Annotated in this window: 9 protein-coding genes; all 9 read right to left on the bottom strand. The window is 46.6% G+C overall.

Going from position 1 to position 16,753, the window contains the following annotated elements:
- Positions 1–199 precede the first annotated feature (199 nt).
- Positions 200–817 carry a TRIC cation channel family protein gene (locus ACED28_RS02335; protein ID WP_009848396.1) on the bottom strand — a complete coding sequence of 206 codons (618 nt, stop codon included), beginning with the start codon at positions 815–817 and terminating at the stop codon, positions 200–202.
- A gap of 74 nt (positions 818–891) precedes the next feature.
- On the bottom strand, positions 892–1,761 hold the full coding sequence (btuF, locus tag ACED28_RS02330; RefSeq protein ID WP_371709195.1) for a vitamin B12 ABC transporter substrate-binding protein BtuF: 870 nt from the start codon (positions 1,759–1,761) through the stop codon (positions 892–894).
- A 1-nt stretch (position 1,762) separates the two neighbouring features.
- The gene (locus ACED28_RS02325) at positions 1,763–2,716 is read right to left on the bottom strand and encodes a cobalamin biosynthesis family protein (RefSeq protein WP_122046584.1); all 954 of its coding nucleotides are present in this window, start codon (positions 2,714–2,716) and stop codon (positions 1,763–1,765) included.
- Between the two features lie 10 nt (positions 2,717–2,726).
- The gene (gene mtnN, locus ACED28_RS02320; protein ID WP_009848399.1) at positions 2,727–3,422 is read right to left on the bottom strand and encodes a 5'-methylthioadenosine/S-adenosylhomocysteine nucleosidase; all 696 of its coding nucleotides are present in this window, start codon (positions 3,420–3,422) and stop codon (positions 2,727–2,729) included.
- A 127-nt stretch (positions 3,423–3,549) separates the two neighbouring features.
- Positions 3,550–3,978, bottom strand: coding sequence for a DUF1499 domain-containing protein (locus ACED28_RS02315; RefSeq protein WP_009848400.1), 429 nt, complete (start codon positions 3,976–3,978; stop codon positions 3,550–3,552).
- Positions 3,979–4,149: 171 nt separating this feature from the next.
- Positions 4,150–5,562, bottom strand: a complete 1,413-nt coding sequence (locus tag ACED28_RS02310; protein WP_009848402.1) for an FAD-dependent oxidoreductase — start codon at positions 5,560–5,562, stop codon at positions 4,150–4,152.
- A 16-nt stretch (positions 5,563–5,578) separates the two neighbouring features.
- Positions 5,579–10,042, bottom strand: a complete 4,464-nt coding sequence (gltB, locus tag ACED28_RS02305; RefSeq protein ID WP_102352298.1) for a glutamate synthase large subunit — start codon at positions 10,040–10,042, stop codon at positions 5,579–5,581.
- A 430-nt stretch (positions 10,043–10,472) separates the two neighbouring features.
- On the bottom strand, positions 10,473–11,942 hold the full coding sequence (locus ACED28_RS02300) for a glutamate synthase subunit beta (RefSeq protein WP_017098322.1): 1,470 nt from the start codon (positions 11,940–11,942) through the stop codon (positions 10,473–10,475).
- Positions 11,942–16,489, bottom strand: coding sequence for a glutamate synthase large subunit (gene gltB, locus ACED28_RS02295; protein WP_135382880.1), 4,548 nt, complete (start codon positions 16,487–16,489; stop codon positions 11,942–11,944). The genes ACED28_RS02300 and gltB (ACED28_RS02295) overlap by 1 nt, the downstream gene beginning before the upstream one ends.
- Positions 16,490–16,753: the final 264 nt, after the last annotated feature.

The raw sequence follows: 16,753 nt of genomic DNA, 5'->3' as shown, positions 1-16,753 counted from the left end.
ATATTCATGAAAGTTGGGAATGATTGTTTCAACTTACCTCAAACAACATTCATTCTCTAGATTTGAAACTAAAGGTTTGAACTCAGTTAGGTATTTTAAATTGTGAACGCAAAGTGTCACGAGAGCATTCGAATGGATTGCAGAGCGAGCTGGATTAAAAAAGACTCCTTTGCGGAGCCTTTCACTTTGTAACGATAGCTTATTTGATAGCAAAGGTTGGCAGTGATAAGTGCCAGCGAATAGCGCCAAGCCTAATCAATAGTGTCGTGAACACGCCGGCCAAAAAGGCGGTTTCTGAGTCGTGTCCCATGTTGAGCGCCATGGTATGGAAAGTACCACCAATGATACAAGCGGTCGCATAGACTTCACTTCTTAGAATCATTGGCACTTCGCGTGCAAGCACGTCACGGATAATACCGCCACCACAGCCTGTGATAACACCCATTATAATGGCCACTAATGCCGAGTCTTGATAAATCAGTGCTTTTTCTACACCAATACCAACAAACACCGCTAAGCCGATCGCATCGCATACTGGTAGGATCCACCACGCCAGACGCTTGGGGCGTCTTACTATAATCATGGTCAGCAAACAGGTGGTGATGATAACCCAAAGGTAGGTGGTATCAGTGATCCAAAACACCGGTGTCGCGCCCAATGCCATGTCACGAATAGTACCGCCGCCAATCGCGGTTACGCTGCCTAAAACGGCTACGCCAAAGGGATCCATCTTAAGACGGCCAGCGACAAATACGCCTGAGACGGCAAAGATGGCGGTGCCAAATAAATCGATAATATAAAGCAGCATGGAGTCCATGATACTGGTGCTCTTATGGTTGAAATTGTAGGGACAGGTCGGTGGCGAATTGTACGAAAAAACGCAGCAAATAGTTAGTGGTTTTGTCTAGCTCTATCGAAGAAATCGCATACTTGTTGGATCGCTTTCAAAGTTCTCGTCGTTGGGCGATTAATCCAATCAGAGTTGAGTGACCAAATCTGATGTTGAGCGACTGCCGGGATCTCGTCTTCCCAAGTTTGCCACATGGTTCCATTCTCAATTGCGTGCTGAGAAGTGAAGATCACTTGCGGCTTCCTTAACACAACTTGTTCAATGCCAACTTGCGGGTAAGGGGAAGCACTGTCTTCGAAAATATTGTGGCCACCACAAAACTCAAACACCTCACTTGGCCAGTGCCCTTGAGCAACAGTGATGATCGGCTTCTCACTGAGTTGGTAGAAGTAGTTTACTGGCTCGGCATCTTTGTATTTTAGTCTCAACGCGTTGAGCTGCTCTCTGTATTGTTGAGCGTTATTTTCGCCAATACTTGGATCGCTTGCGAATTGGCTAAGTTGCTCAATATTGGTCGCGATGTTATCTAGGCTCTTGGTTTTTGAGTAATAAATATTAAAACCAAATTGCTCCAGTTTCGCGAGTTCTCTGGGCGGGTTTCCAGCTGGCCATGCGAGAATGAGATCCGGTTGCAGGGCGATGATCTTCTCAACCTTGATGCCTTGGTAATTCGCCACTTTCTCTAGCTTGTCAGCTTGTAGTGGATAATCACTTCGCTCACTCACCGCAACAAGCTTATCACCTAAACCAGCGCTGTATGCGAGTTCAGTGGCATGAGGAGCAAGGCTAACCACACGTTGAGCAGGTTGAACTTTTTCTGAAATCAGTAGTGCTTCTTCTGCAAATGATAAAGGCAGCCATAAGCTGGAAGACAAAATAGTAAGGCTTGTAACAAGTGCTGATGGTTTCACTCTAAATCCCTTGGTGAACAAATAGTAAGATTAGGCTTTGTAAAAATATCCAGATAGCGATGCGACCAAACAGCAGTTTTTGAACTTGAGACAAGTGCAGGGCTGAAGGGGCGACTCTGCCGCCTAATTTTGCTCGAATAGCTTTGGTGTTGTCGTAAATCGCAGGGCCGCCCAGTGACAGCTCAAGCTTGTTGCCGACAGCAGTAATCAACCATGCTGGGCCGGGCAATGGCCAAGATCGACTCTGAACGAGCATCATCTTGAATGTGTGAGACGCTTTATCACCACATACAATCATCAAGGCAAACAAGCGCATTGGTATGAATTCTAGGATAGCGACAATCTTGATTGCCGTTGATCCAAATGGAGAAAATCGCTTTCGACTTGGTGACCATGCACGCGCTAACTCAACAATCAGGCGATACATTAACGCGGCGATTCCACCACCAATGGCGTACCAGAATAAAACACAAACCACATTACGAGCGTAACCCATGATGATAGTTTCAGCCGCGGCTTTGCCAAGTCCAAGTGATGACAGTGATTCAGTTTGACGGTTAACAATCGGAGCCAATAACTGGCGAGCCGCGGCTTTATCTTCTCGGCCAAGTGCTTTGATCAACTGATTTGCCAACTTTTCATTGTTACGCCAATCAATAGCGAGTAACAACAGCGCTAATTCAAACAGTTGTGATTGCCAAACCAGTGGCTGCAGTGCCAATAGAATAACCAGAGCAGGCAAGACCATTAACCCCCAAGCTAAAGTGCCTGAGATTAAGCTTTGGGAATAATTTTGATTGTTATTAACCTTGGTTGCTAAAAGTTCAGCAAACTTATGCCATAAGGTCGTGGGATGTGCGGCATGGGGGATAGGTAAAATTAAATGAAAAAGCAGTGCTCCCCACATTACAAGGAGCACGCCATTTGCAAATACCTGATCAAACAGTGTTTGCATGTCTAGTCGCTTACTTTAGTAGGGCAACCATCTTGATAACCATCTCAGAAGAGCTTTGTGCTGCTAGTGGCAGGAACTCTTCGAAGCTCATTGGTGATTCTTTGTCTGCAACGTCAGAGATTGCACGAACAACCACGAATGGTACTTGGAATTGGTGACAAGCTTGAGCGATAGCCGATGCTTCCATCTCTACAGCAACCACTGATGGGAAGTGCTTGCGGATGAACGCTTGACGTTCTGCTGTGCAAACAAATGCGTCGCCAGTACAGATAAGACCGCGAACGGCGTGCTTATCTTCCATTTGTGCTAGAGCTTGTTCAGCAACAGCCATCAGTTTGTCGTCAGCTTTGAACGCTGCTGGTTGACCTGCCATTTGACCAATTTCGTAACCGAAAGCTGTAACGTCAGCATCGTGGTGACGAACTTCAGTAGAGATAACCACATCGCCAAGGTTCAGTGTTGAATCAAAACCGCCAGCAGAGCCAGTGTTTAGAACGACATCTGGTTGGTATTCACTTAGCAGGATTGAAGTACCAACAGCGGCTGCTACTTTACCAATGCCTGATTGAAGCAAAACAACGTCAACACCATTTAGCTGACCAGAGAAAAAGGTACAACCGCCTTTATTAATTTCAGTAATGTCTGAAATTGCTGCTTTTAGGATCGCAACTTCTTGCTCCATTGCGCCAATGATGCCGATTTTCATGTGTAGTCTCTTAATAAATAATATTTAAACAGTAGAGCGAAATTGTAGCATGGAAGAGAAGTGTCGAGCGACTGCCCAGAAGCACTTCTCATCCGAATACAGACGATTTATCTGTGTATTCTTTTATCTATTTGATGAAGCCTTCGTTTTTCAAGCTAGCACGAAGTTGATCCGCTCGTTTTCGGTTTACGCCAAAATCAGAATGGCCAGTGCGAGACTCTGAACGCACGATCAGTTTGCCATCAGTGATCTTAAGCTCTAAATCATCGACAAAGCGCATGATGCGAGAAGTACATTCAACACGTAGGTAGTCTTCGGTTTTGTTGGCTGTTTTCGCTCCTGGTAAGGTCAGCGCAACCTGCTCAATCGCATCTAAGTTTGCTGAACCTGATAACTCAAACGCGGCCAATGTATACTGTTCACGGTCATCTTGAGTTGATACGCAGTTTGGTTTGTCTCCACAAGGTGATGAAGTTCTGTCTTTCATGTCCGTGATTCCTTGGCTACAAGCGGTTAAAGTCAAAAGAGATAGAGAAAGGAGAGCGGCTTTTTTCATAGTGTGTCCTATGGCGTTGTTTTTAATTCTAATTGTAGTTATCGGTATTGGCTTATTTGTAATTGTTTTACGTATTTTCGTGATGCTTGTGATAAACGAATCTAATTCAAAAAAGGATCCATCATTGGATCCTTTTTTATAGTAACGAACTGAGTAATAAAGGAAACCCAATCACACTTCTAGGTAATCCAAGATCCCTTCTGCGGCTTTACGGCCTTCATCGATAGCGGTTACCACTAAGTCAGAGCCTCGAACGGCATCGCCACCAGCGAATATCTTGCTGTTGGTGGTTTGGTATTGAAACTCTTGTTTGCCGGGAGCCTTGATGCGACCCCATTGGTCGAGCTCTACACCAAATGGTTCTAGCCATTCCATTGCATGAGGTTGGAAACCAAATGCCATGATCACGGCATCAGCCTCAAGAACATGCTCACTGCCTTCAACCGGTTCAGGACGACGGCGGCCTGCCTCATCTGGTTCACCCAAGGCTGTTTTCACCACTTTAACGCCAGTCACATGACCGGATGAATCGGTTTCCAGTGCTAATGGTTGAAGGTTGAACATGAACTTCACGCCCTCCTCTTTTGCATTTTTCACCTCACGGCGAGAGCCCGGCATGTTTGCTTCATCTCGGCGATAAGCACAAACAACATTAGCAGCGTGTTGACGAATCGACGTTCGGACACAGTCCATCGCGGTATCACCACCACCAAGCACAACCACTTTTTTGCCTTTCATGTCGATGAATGGCGTTGGGTTATCCAGCTCCATGACCTTGTAGGTGTTGGAAACAAGAAATGGTAGGGCATCATAAACGCCCGGTGCTTCTTCGTTGTCTAACCCAGCACGCATATTTTTATAGGTGCCGACACCCAAGAAAACAGCATCATAGTCATCGACCAGTTGTTGCAGTTGAACATCTTTACCGACTTCGGTATTCATCTTAAATTCAACGCCCATTCCACTAAAGATACGGCGACGGTTTTCCATGATGCCTTTCTCAAGCTTGAACGATGGTATACCAAACGTCAGCAGGCCACCGATCTCGGGGTAGCGGTCAAATACCACGGCCTTCACACCGTTTCGAACTAAGATATCAGCGGCAGCAAGACCTGCTGGGCCAGCCCCGATGATCGCGACCTTTTTGTCGGTCCATTCAACGTGAGACATGTCTGGTTTCCAGCCCATCTCAAACGCTTTGTCATTGATGTATTTTTCAATGTTGCCGATGGTTACTGCGCCGAAATCATCATTGAGGGTACAAGATCCTTCGCACAGTCGATCCTGAGGACAAACTCGTCCACACACCTCAGGTAAGCTGTTGGTTTGGTGAGACAGTTCAGCGGCTTCGATAATGCGCCCTTCATTGGCAAGCTTAAGCCACTGAGGGATGTAGTTATGAACTGGACATTTCCATTCACAGTAAGGGTTACCACAGTCTAAACAACGGTCAGCTTGCGCTTTGGCTTGTTGCTTAGTGAAAGGTTCGTAGATCTCTACAAACTCAATTTTACGTATCTTGATTGGCTTCTTCGCTGGGTCTACGCGATTCACATCAATAAATTGGTATACATTCTGGCTCATTATTGGCTCCTTCCAATTATTGCGCTTGAACACGAAGTTCAGCAGAGCTACGGCTTTGGTGACCGAGCAAGGTGTTAAGATCCGCCGTCTTTGGCTTCACTAGGTAGAACTTCGGAATCCATTCATCAAAGTTCGCCAGAATAGCTTCAGCGTGTACTGAGCCAGTCTCTTCTAAGTGCTCTGCAATCAGGCCGCGTAGATGTTCTTGGTGGATAAATAGATCAGACAGAGAAAGAGCTTCGACTGATTCGTTGTTCACACGACCTTGGAAGTCTTCGTTCTTATCCATCACATAAGCAAAACCACCTGTCATACCGGCGCCGAAGTTGACGCCAGTTGCGCCAAGAATAGCAACAATACCGCCAGTCATGTATTCACAGGCGTTGTCACCCGCACCTTCAATCACAGCAACGGTACCTGAGTTACGCACGCCAAATCGCTCGCCCGCAGTACCTGCGGCAAATAGCTTGCCTCCGGTTGCGCCATACAGACAAGTGTTGCCTATGATGGTCGCTTCGTTACAAGTAAAGGCTGTGCCTTGGTGAGGTTTGATCACTACTTTGCCGCCAGCCATGCCTTTGCCGACATAGTCATTGGCATCACCCGTCAGATACAGCTCTACGCCGCCAGCGTTCCAAACCGCAAAGGATTGGCCTGCCGTGCCATCGAGATACAACTTAATTGGTGAACCGGCCATGCCTTGGTTACCGTAACGTTTGGCAATTTCACCTGAGATACGAGCACCAATCGAGCGATCGGTGTTGATCACGTTGTAGTAAAGGCTGGTGGATTGACGTTTCTCAATCGCATCGATTGCGTCATCAAGGATCTGTTGGTTGAGCTGAGCCTTATCAAACGGTGCGTTTGGCTCTGTCCAAAACAGTGGGTGACCTTCTGGAGATACCGGAGCTTCCAATATCGAAGAGAGATCGAGCTTGCTTTGTTTCGCCGTGAGGCCTTGAACGGCTTCAAGCAAATCAGTACGACCAATCAGATCAGTAAGTTTCTCTACGCCAAGTTCTGCAAGGTACTGGCGAACTTCATCGGCTAGGCCGGTAAAGTAGTTCACCACCATGTCTGGTAGGCCTTTGAAGTATTCGCGGCGTAGGGTTTCATCTTGAGTCGCCACACCTGTCGCACAGTTATTTAGGTGACAAATTCTTAAGAACTTACAACCCATTGCGACCATTGGTGCAGTACCAAAACCAAAGCTTTCAGCGCCTAGAATCGCGCCTTTAATGACGTCGAGGCCGGTTTTCAGACCACCATCGACTTGCAGGCGGATCTTATGACGAAGCCCGTTGGCGACGAGTGCTTGTTGAGTTTCGGCTAAGCCAAGCTCCCAAGGACAACCTGCGTATTTCACTGAAGTCAGCGGGCTTGCTGCAGTACCACCGTCGTAACCGGAGATCGTAATCAAGTCGGCATAAGCTTTCGCTACACCTGTGGCAATGGTGCCTACACCCGGTTCAGAGACTAACTTCACTGAAACCAAGGCTTTAGGGTTAACTTGCTTAAGGTCGAAAATCAGCTGCGCCAGATCTTCGATAGAATAAATATCGTGATGTGGAGGAGGAGAGATCAGAGTCACGCCTTGAACTGAGTATCTCAGCTTAGCGATTTCTGCCGTGACTTTATGACCCGGTAGTTGACCGCCTTCTCCTGGTTTCGCACCTTGTGCGACTTTGATTTGTAGAACATCCGCATTGGTTAAGTAATGTGGCGTCACACCAAAACGACCGGATGCTATCTGTTTGATACGCGAGTTACGATCTGTCCCAAAGCGTCGTGGATCTTCACCGCCTTCACCAGAGTTAGAATAACCACCTAAGCGGTTCATCGCCATTGCTAATGCTTCATGAGCTTCTGGGCTCAAGGCACCAATCGACATTGCCGCAGAGTCGAAGCGCTTAAAGAGATCGCTACTTGGCTCGACTTGTTCTAGAGGTAGAGGTTGATCGGCTTTTTTGAGGCTCATTAAGTCGCGCAGCATAGCAGCAGGACGAGCATTAACTTGCTTCGCAAAAGATTGATAATCCGATGTTTCACCTGTCTTTACTGCGGTTTGTAAGGTGCTGACTACGTCTGGGTTGTACGCGTGGTATTCGCCGCCATGTACGTATTTGAGTAAGCCACCATGTTCCAGTGGTTTACGCTTAGTCCATGCTTTGCGAGATAGATTATAGATATCTTGTTGGAAGTCGCTAAAGCTAGCGCCTTGGATACGAGTCGTTACGCCACGGAAACACAAATCAACGACATCGGTATGCAAACCGACCGCCTCAAATAACTGCGAGCAGCGATACGAAGCAATCGTCGAGATACCCATCTTCGACATGATCTTATACAGGCCTTTGTTGATGCCGTTTTGGTAATTTTGTAATGCAGTGCGATAGTCTTTATCTAATGAACCATCGTCCAACATTTTGCCCAGAGCTTCATAAGCGAGATACGGGTAAACCGCGGTTGCGCCGAAGCCAAGCAGTACGGCAAATTGATGTGGGTCGCGTGCAGTTGCTGTTTCAACCACGATGTTAGCATCACAACGTAGGTTGGTGTCTGCGAGTCGAGTTTGCACCGCACCGACAGCCATAGCTGCTGGAACGGGTAGCTTACCTTTCTCTAAACCTTTGTCTGAAAGCACAACCAAAACGGCGCCGTCACGTACATCTTGAACCGCACGATCACACAAGTCATTGATGGCTTGTTCGAGATCTTTTTCTGCTGGGTCATAGTGCATGCTAAGAATCGTATGGCCATAATGCTTTTGATTTAATTGCAGAAGTTGCTGCATATCAGAATAAAGCAGAACGGGTGAATCAAACGTCACACGGTAAGCATGCCCATCGGTTTCACAGAACACATTCATCTCTTGGCCGATACTGGTTGCCAGAGACATAACGTGTTTTTCACGCAAAGGATCAATCGGTGGGTTGGTGACTTGAGCAAACTTCTGACGGAAATAGTCGGTGATTAGGCGCTCTTTAGAAGACAGCACTGCCATTGGCGTATCGTCGCCCATAGAACCGACCGCTTCTTGTCCCATGTCACCGAGTACACGCAGTACTTGGTCTGACTCTTCGTTGCTCATTGCAAACTGTTTTTGATAGGTCTTTAGGGTGTCATCATCAAAATTACGCTTACCGACTTGGTCATCTGCTAGTGCGGAAAACGGTGTTAATTTGTGAACGTTCTTATCCATCCACTCTTTATATGGGTGACGGCCTTTAAGATCATTGTCGATCTCGTTCGACTGCCATAGCTTACCGCGACGCGTATCAATAACGAGTAATTCACCAGGGCCAACACGTCCTTTCTCTGCCACTTCGTCTGGCGCATAATTCCAGATACCGACTTCAGATGCCAAGGTGATTAGGTTGTCTTTTGTGATCACATAGCGAGCAGGGCGTAAGCCGTTTCTGTCGAGGTTACATGCAGCATAACGGCCGTCAGACAGTACGATACCGGCAGGGCCATCCCACGGTTCCATGTGTTTTGAGTTGAAATCGTAAAAGGCACGAAGCTCAGGATCCATGTCTGGGTGGTTTTGCCAAGCGGGCGGCACAAGCATACGCATCGCTCGGAACACATCCATACCCCCAGCAAGGAACAGGTCGAGCATGTTATCTAGGCTTGATGAATCTGATCCTGTCTCATTCACAAAAGGTGCAGCCGTTTGTAAATCGGGCAGCAGCGGTGAAGAGAATTTATAGGCGCGAGCCTTAGCCCATTGACGGTTGCCTTCAATGGTATTGATCTCACCATTGTGCGCCAAATAACGGAATGGTTGAGCAAGTGGCCAACGCGGCTGAGTGTTAGTTGAGAAACGCTGGTGGAACAGACATATTGCTGATTCCATACGTAAGTCTGCAAGATCGAGGTAAAATCGCGGAAGATCGGCGGGCATACACAAGCCTTTGTAGACCATGACTTGAGTCGACAGGCTACAAATATAGAAATCTTTGTCTTCGGTGATCTGCTTTTCAATTCGACGACGAGCGATATAAAGGCGTCGTTCAATATCGCGTTCACGCCAACCCGCAGGGGCCGAGATAAACACTTGTTGAATATTGGGAACAGAATCTTTGGCGATTGGGCCTAAAACATCGGTGTTGGTTGGCACGACACGCCAGCCAGCTACGGTTAAAGTCTCTTGAGCGAGCTCTTTATTGACGATGTCTTGTGCCGATTGCGCTTTGATTGGGTCTTGGCTGAAGAAAATCATGCCGACAGCGTATTGCTTGCCGAGCTTGAAGTTATTCTCTTCAGCAATAATTCTGAGATAAGAGTCGGGCTTCTGTAGCAATAAGCCACAGCCATCTCCGGTTTTACCATCCGCGGCGATACCACCACGGTGTGTCATGCGATCGAGGGCTGAAATAGCAGTTCGTACCAACTTATGACTCGGTTGGCCTTCCATTTGCGCTATTAAACCAAATCCACAGTTGTCTTTTTCAAGACTAGGATCATATAGAGCCATTGCAATTCTCCCTTTTGCTTCGCTGTCATCCAGACAGTAAATGACTAACTATTCATGTACTTGTTATTTTTTATGAACTTATAGTTTGTTTTTAGCTAGCTAAAACGTTATTGGTTGTGTTAACAAAACCGATTGGTTTTATTTTCATCAGCTTTACAACGTATAGCTAATTGTGTTTAAGGTCAAGTTCATGGTTAATTATCATGTGTAAACGCGATTAGCCACGTAATAATCTAAAATAGTCGATGAAGATCAATGGCATATAAAAGCTAGATGTTAACGGGATTTAACATATGCAGTAGGAGTAATTGAGAAAGAGTGAAAGGCTAGATAGAAAAAAGGCTAGCATCGAGTGCTAGCCAAATATAAAAGTTAGGAAGGGTGTTGCTTTTTCCCTAGGCTAACGTCAACGACATTAGCCTGAGAAATATTATGCGGAAAGCATGAGTGAATCAGCTTTCGCTTCTAAGTTTGAGTTGCCCATTAAGAAGTCATCAATGGCAATTGCACATTCACGACCTTCGTTAATACAACGTACAACCAGAGACTGGCCAGTACGCATATCACCAGCAGCGAAAACGCCTTTCTGGTTGGTCGCAAAGCCTTCAGAAGCAACGTTACCGCGCTCGTCCAGTTTAATGTCTAGCTGAGCAAGCACACCTGTTGGCTCTGGGTGTAAGAAGCCCATTGCAAGGAATGCCATGTCACACGGAATAACACGTTCAGAGTTCGCTACTTCATCAAAACCTGGACGTTCGCCTGGTTTTGCGTCTTGCCAAACGATGTCAGCGATACGAAGTCCGGTTACATTACCGTTATCGTCAGAGATGAACTCTTTAGTCAGGATGTTCCAATGACGTTCACAACCCTCTTCGTGAGAAGTGGTCGTTTTCATGATCATTGGGTATTGAGGCCAAGGCATATTTGCAGGACGTTTCTCTGGTGGGATCGGCATGATCTCAACCTGAGTAATGCTTGCTGCTTTATGACGGTTTGATGTGCCCACACAGTCAGAACCCGTATCACCACCACCGATAACCACAATGTGCTTATCTTTAGCGTGAAGTTCTTCTGTCTTAAGATCTAAGTCGTTGGCACGGCGGTTGTTTTGACCAAGGAATTCCATGGCAAAGTGAACGCCTTTCAGCTCACGACCTGGGATTGGCAAGTCACGTGGAACCGTAGAACCACCCGTTAGCAATACTACATCAAATTCTTGGCGTAGCTGTTGAGCATTAACATCAACACCGATGTGTTGATTGACTTTAAACTCAACGCCAGCTTCAGCCATTAGGTTGATCTTACGATCAATCACGTCCATACCCAGTTTGAAATCTGGGATACCGAAGCGAAGTAGACCACCGACTTTCTCGTCACGTTCAAATACCGTTACAGAGTGACCTGCGCTGTTTAACTGCTCAGCTGCGGCTAAGCCAGCAGGACCTGAACCGATAACTGCGACAGTTTTACCTGTACGTGAGCGTGGTGTCTTAGGCTTTGCGTACCCTTCACGGTACGCAGTTTCTACAATCGTTTTCTCGATATTACAGATAGTGATTGGGTCTTGGTTGATGCCAAGAACACAGGCACTTTCACAAGGAGCAGGACAAACACGACCTGTAAACTCAGGGAAGTTGTTGGTAGAGCTTAGAATGTTCCAAGCCTCTTCCCAGCTGTCACGATAAACCGCGTCATTGAATTCTGGAATGATGTTACCAATCGGACAGCCGTTGTGACAGAAAGGTACGCCACAGTCCATACAACGAGATGCTTGAGTACTGATCTTTTCACCAAACTCTTCGTTAAGTACGAACTCTTTGTTGTCTTCAATTCGAACTGACGGGTCGAGCTTTTTTGGAAGCTCACGACCGTGTTCTAAAAATCCAGTAGGCTTACCCATTATACTGCCTCCACTTCTTCCGTTTGTGCCTGTTGTGCTTCAGCTTTACGCTTCTCAAGAACTGCTTTGTAGTCGCGTGGCATTACTTTAACTAGTGATGCGACACTTACTTCAAAGTTGTCTAGGAAAGACTGAGCAACTTCACTTCCTGTGAATTCAACATGCTTCGTTAGCATATCTAGTAGAAGATCTTTATCTTCTTGTTCAATTGGATCTAGGTCTACAAGTTCTGCGTTGAGCTTGGTTTCGAAGTCGCCTGCTTTATCCCAAACATAAGCGACACCGCCACTCATACCTGCAGCAAAGTTACGCCCCGTTGAGCCAAGGATAATTGCCGCGCCACCTGTCATGTATTCACAACCGTGGTCACCAACACCTTCAACTACAACCTTCGCACCTGAGTTACGAACACAGAAACGTTCGCCAGCCATACCGCGAATGAAAGATTCACCTGAGGTTGCACCGTAGAAACATACGTTACCAACCACAATATTATCTTCCGCAACGATAGAAGATTTCGCATCTGGGTACAGTACCAACGTACCGCCAGACAGACCTTTACCCCAGTAATCGTTCGCGTCGCCTTCTACTTCGAATTTTACGCCTTTCGCAAGGAACGCACCGAAAGATTGGCCAGCACTACCGTAGAACTTAACGTTCATTGGTTGTGGTAAACCTTGATCTTTGTAAACTTTCGAAATTTCATTCGATAGCATCGTACCCGCAGAGCGGTCCGTGTTGATGATAGGGAAGGTCGCATTCACGGCTTCGCCTTTCTCAAGCGCTGGAATGGCAGCTTGAATCAGTTTACGGTCAAGAACATCTTCTAGGTTGTGGTTTTGTTGTCTCTGGTTGTAGATACCGTCGTCTTCACGTGCCTGCTCAATGTGCAGTACAGGTGTTAGGTCGAGGTTCTTGTACTTCCAGTGACCGATGTCATCACGAACTTTAAGTTTGTGCGATTGACCAACCATCTCATCGATAGAGCGGAAGCCAAGTTCAGCCATTACTTCACGCAGACCTTCTGCCATGTATTGGAAGAACGTTACTACGTCTTCTACGCGGCCGTCGAAACGCTCACGCAGGGTCTTGTTTTGTGTTGCGATACCAACAGGACATGTATTCTTGTGACACTTACGCATCATGATACAGCCTTCAACCACTAGAGCTGCTGTTGCTACGCCCCATTCTTCAGCGCCAAGTAACGTTGCTACTGCAAGGTCTCGTGGTGTTTTCATCTGACCATCAGACTGAACAACGATACGGTTACGTAGGCCGTTTTTCAGTAGTGTTTGGTGAGTTTCCGCTAGACCCAGCTCCCAAGGCAGACCGGTGTGACGGATAGAAGACATAGGAGATGCACCCGTACCACCATCAAAACCTGCGATAAGTACCACGTCAGCTTTCGCTTTTGCTACACCCGATGCAATCGTACCTACGCCTGCTTCTGATACTAGCTTCACGTTGACACGGCCGTTACGGTTCGCGTTTTTCAGATCGTAGATCAGCTGAGCCAAATCTTCGATTGAGTAGATATCGTGGTGTGGCGGTGGAGAGATAAGACCTACGCCGGGAGTCGAGTGACGTGTTGCACCGATCCAATCATCAACCTTATCACCAGGTAGTTGACCACCTTCGCCAGGTTTTGCACCTTGAGCCATCTTGATTTGCAGCTCATCAGCGTTAGATAGGTAGTAAGACGTCACACCAAAGCGACCAGAAGCCACCTGTTTGATTGCTGAACGCTCCCAGTCACCGTTTTCTTTACGTTCGAAACGAGCTGGATCTTCACCACCTTCACCTGAGTTTGACTTCGCGCCAATGCGGTTCATTGCAACAGCCAGTGTTGAGTGAGCCTCATGTGAGATTGAACCAAAGCTCATTGCGCCGGTTGCGAAACGCTTAAGGATGTTCTCGATGGGTTCTACTTCCGCTAGAGGAATAGAGCCTGCAGGATTCTTGATGAAATCCAGTTGGCTACGTAGCGTTGCTGCGTTGTCGCCTTGGTCATCAACTGCTTTTGCGTACTTCTTGAATTGACCGTAATCTTTGTTACGCGTCGACTCTTGAAGTAGAGAAATCGTTTCAGGGTTGAATAGGTGCTTCTCGCCACGTTGTTTCCACTGGTAAACACCGCCAACATCAAGGATCTGAGCTGGGATTTCACGAGCTGGGTAACCAACACGGTGACGAACTAGCACTTCTCGTGCGATATCATCGATCGTTAGACCTTGGATACGAGAAACAGTACCAGTGAAGTATTTTTCAACCACTGACTTGCTTACACCAAGTGCTTCAAAGATTTGCGCACCGTGGTAAGACTGTAGCGTAGAGATCCCCATCTTAGAGAAGATCTTCAGTAGACCGCCGTTGACACCTTTACGGTAGTTATCGAATAACTCACGTGGGTGTACGTTTGGATCTAGCTTCTTCGTACGTTGCAGTTCAACAATCGTTTCAATAACTAGGTATGGGTTAACTGCGTTCGCACCGTAGCCGATTAGCGTTGCAAAGTGGTGTGTCTCGCGAGCATCGCCCGTTTCAACAACAATGTCACACTTAGCTCTTAGACCTTTACGGATAAGATGGTGGTGAACCGCGCCAACTGCCAGCATTGCTGGAATAGCGGCGTGGGTAGAGTTAACCGCACGGTCTGTCAGTAGGATGATAGAGTAGCCATCAATCACAGCGTCTTCTGCGTATTGGCAGATACGCTTAAGTGCGCGCTCTAACTTACCGTTGTCTCCGTTTGCTTGGAATACGATATCCAGCGTCTTCGCTTGAAGGTGCTCGTTATCGATTGCACGTAGCTTCTCTAACTCAGAGTTAGACAGAACTGGAGACTCAAGTTCTACTTTTTGACAGTGTTCAGGCGTTTCAGCAAGTAGGTTCTGATCCTTACCTAGGTAAGTGTTCAGAGACATAACCATACGCTCACGAATCGGATCGATTGGCGGGTTTGTTACTTGTGCAAATAATTGCTTGAAGTAGTTTGAAAGGTGCTGCGATTGATGAGAAAGAATCGCTAGCGGCCAGTCAGCGCCCATTGCAGAAAGTGGCTCGTAGCCTGTTTTTGCAAGAGGTAGAATGATTTCGTTTACTTCTTCAGAGCTCACACCAAACGATTGTTGTTTATGAAGCAACTTTTCTGGAGAAGGTTGGTTAAATTCGTTGTTCGCATCAGGTAGCTTTTTCAAGCTCAGAAGGTTCTCTTCAACCCATTTTTCGTAGGGTTGTGCTTTAGCAATACCGTCTTTCACTTCTTCGTCAGAAATGATGCGGCCTTGCTCAAGGTCAGCAACGAAGATACGACCTGGTTGTAAACGACCACGGTATTCAACATTTTCGGGAGCGATCTCAACAACACCAGATTCAGACGCCATCACTAGGAAGTCGTCTTTCGTTACTGTGTAGCGAGAAGGACGCAGACCGTTACGGTCAAGCGTTGCACCAACTTGAACACCATCAGTGAAGCAGACAGAAGCTGGGCCATCCCATGGTTCCATTACGTTCGCGTGGTACTGGTAGAACGCACGACGAGTTGGATCCATGTTTTTGTTTTCTTGCCATGCTTCAGGGATCATCATCATTAATGCGTGTGGCAAAGTACGACCTGAAAGAACAAGTAGCTCAAGCGCCATATCGAAGTTTGATGAATCCGAGCTACCTTCCTGACAGATAGGAAGCAGCATGTCGATTTCAGCTTGTGTAAACAGATCCGACTCTAGGATTGCTTCACGTGCTTTCATCCAGTTTAGATTGCCGCGAACCGTATTGATTTCGCCATTATGCGCTATGTAACGGAAAGGCTGAGCCAGACGCCAACGAGGGAATGTATTGGTAGAGAAGCGAGAGTGTACAAGTGCTAGAGCTGTCACCATAGTTGGGTTTTGCAGGTCTAGGAAGTACTGAGGAACTTGTTCTGTTGTTAGCTGACCTTTGTACACCAATGTCTTGTAAGACATAGAGTTGATGTAGAAGTCGTCACCGATGTTTGACACGCTTTCTAGGCATACACGAACAGTGTAGTTACGTAGAACATACAGTTTACGCTCAAGCTCTTCTGGTGTGATACCAGGGCCGCCAGAAATAAATACGTGTTCAAATTGAGGTTCAGTGCTTAGTGGGTCAGCACCAATCATTGAATTGTCAGTTGGAAGTTCTCGGTAACCGATCACTTCTAACTCAAGGCGCTGTGCATTGCGTTCTAGAATGTCACGACACTGTGCACGTTTGTATTCATCCTTAGGGAAAAGTACAACACCAACACCATATTTTTCAAAAGATGGCAGTTTAATTCCAAGCTTTACGGCTTCTTCTAGTAAGAATTCGTGTGGCTTCTGTAGCAGGATACCTGCACCATCACCAGAACACGGATCACAGCCTTGGCCGCCACGGTGTTCCATACGTGCAAGCATATCGAGTGCTTGAGTTACTACATCATGAGATTTGCGATTCTTAAGATGAGCAACAAAACCGATACCACAAGCGTCATGCTCCAATTCAGGAGTATACAGACCCTGTGAGTTCTGCTCTTGATCTACCATAGATACATCCTTCCAGTTAAATCTAGGCGCAACTTATTTGTATAAAGTCAGCCTTGTCCTTTTATATTTATGGGTCTAAACCTGCCTATGCTGGCGGTTTGAATCCTTTCCGTATCTCGCAGGAAAAGTATTGCGAGAAAAACAATCCTTAGTGATACCTGTTTATTTTTAACCACAAACTAGTGGTTTATATAGGTGGGAGTTAGATATCACCGACTTATTGGCAAGTTTTCGATGTAAGTAAACACTCAGAAATAGCCAATA

Source organism: Vibrio sp. 1F253 (genome assembly GCF_041439295.1).
Lineage (GTDB): Bacteria > Pseudomonadota > Gammaproteobacteria > Enterobacterales > Vibrionaceae > Vibrio > Vibrio tasmaniensis_A.
Note: the sequence above shows the minus strand (reverse complement) of the source record. Positions and strands in the feature narration are given on the sequence as shown.

Bases quoted from the DNA above. Each gene is read 5' to 3' on its own strand.
- mtnN (WP_009848399.1), bottom strand. From the start codon at position 3,422: ATGAAAATCGGCATCATTGGCGCAATGGAGCAAGAAGTTGCGATCCTA.
- gltB (WP_102352298.1), bottom strand. From the start codon at position 10,042: ATGGCTCTATATGATCCTAGTCTTGAAAAAGACAACTGTGGATTTGGT.
- ACED28_RS02300 (WP_017098322.1), bottom strand. From the start codon at position 11,942: ATGGGTAAGCCTACTGGATTTTTAGAACACGGTCGTGAGCTTCCAAAA.
- ACED28_RS02315 (WP_009848400.1), bottom strand. From the start codon at position 3,978: ATGAAAAAAGCCGCTCTCCTTTCTCTATCTCTTTTGACTTTAACCGCT.
- gltB (WP_135382880.1), bottom strand. From the start codon at position 16,489: ATGGTAGATCAAGAGCAGAACTCACAGGGTCTGTATACTCCTGAATTG.
- ACED28_RS02310 (WP_009848402.1), bottom strand. From the start codon at position 5,562: ATGAGCCAGAATGTATACCAATTTATTGATGTGAATCGCGTAGACCCA.
- ACED28_RS02335 (WP_009848396.1), bottom strand. From the start codon at position 817: ATGGACTCCATGCTGCTTTATATTATCGATTTATTTGGCACCGCCATC.
- ACED28_RS02325 (WP_122046584.1), bottom strand. From the start codon at position 2,716: ATGCAAACACTGTTTGATCAGGTATTTGCAAATGGCGTGCTCCTTGTA.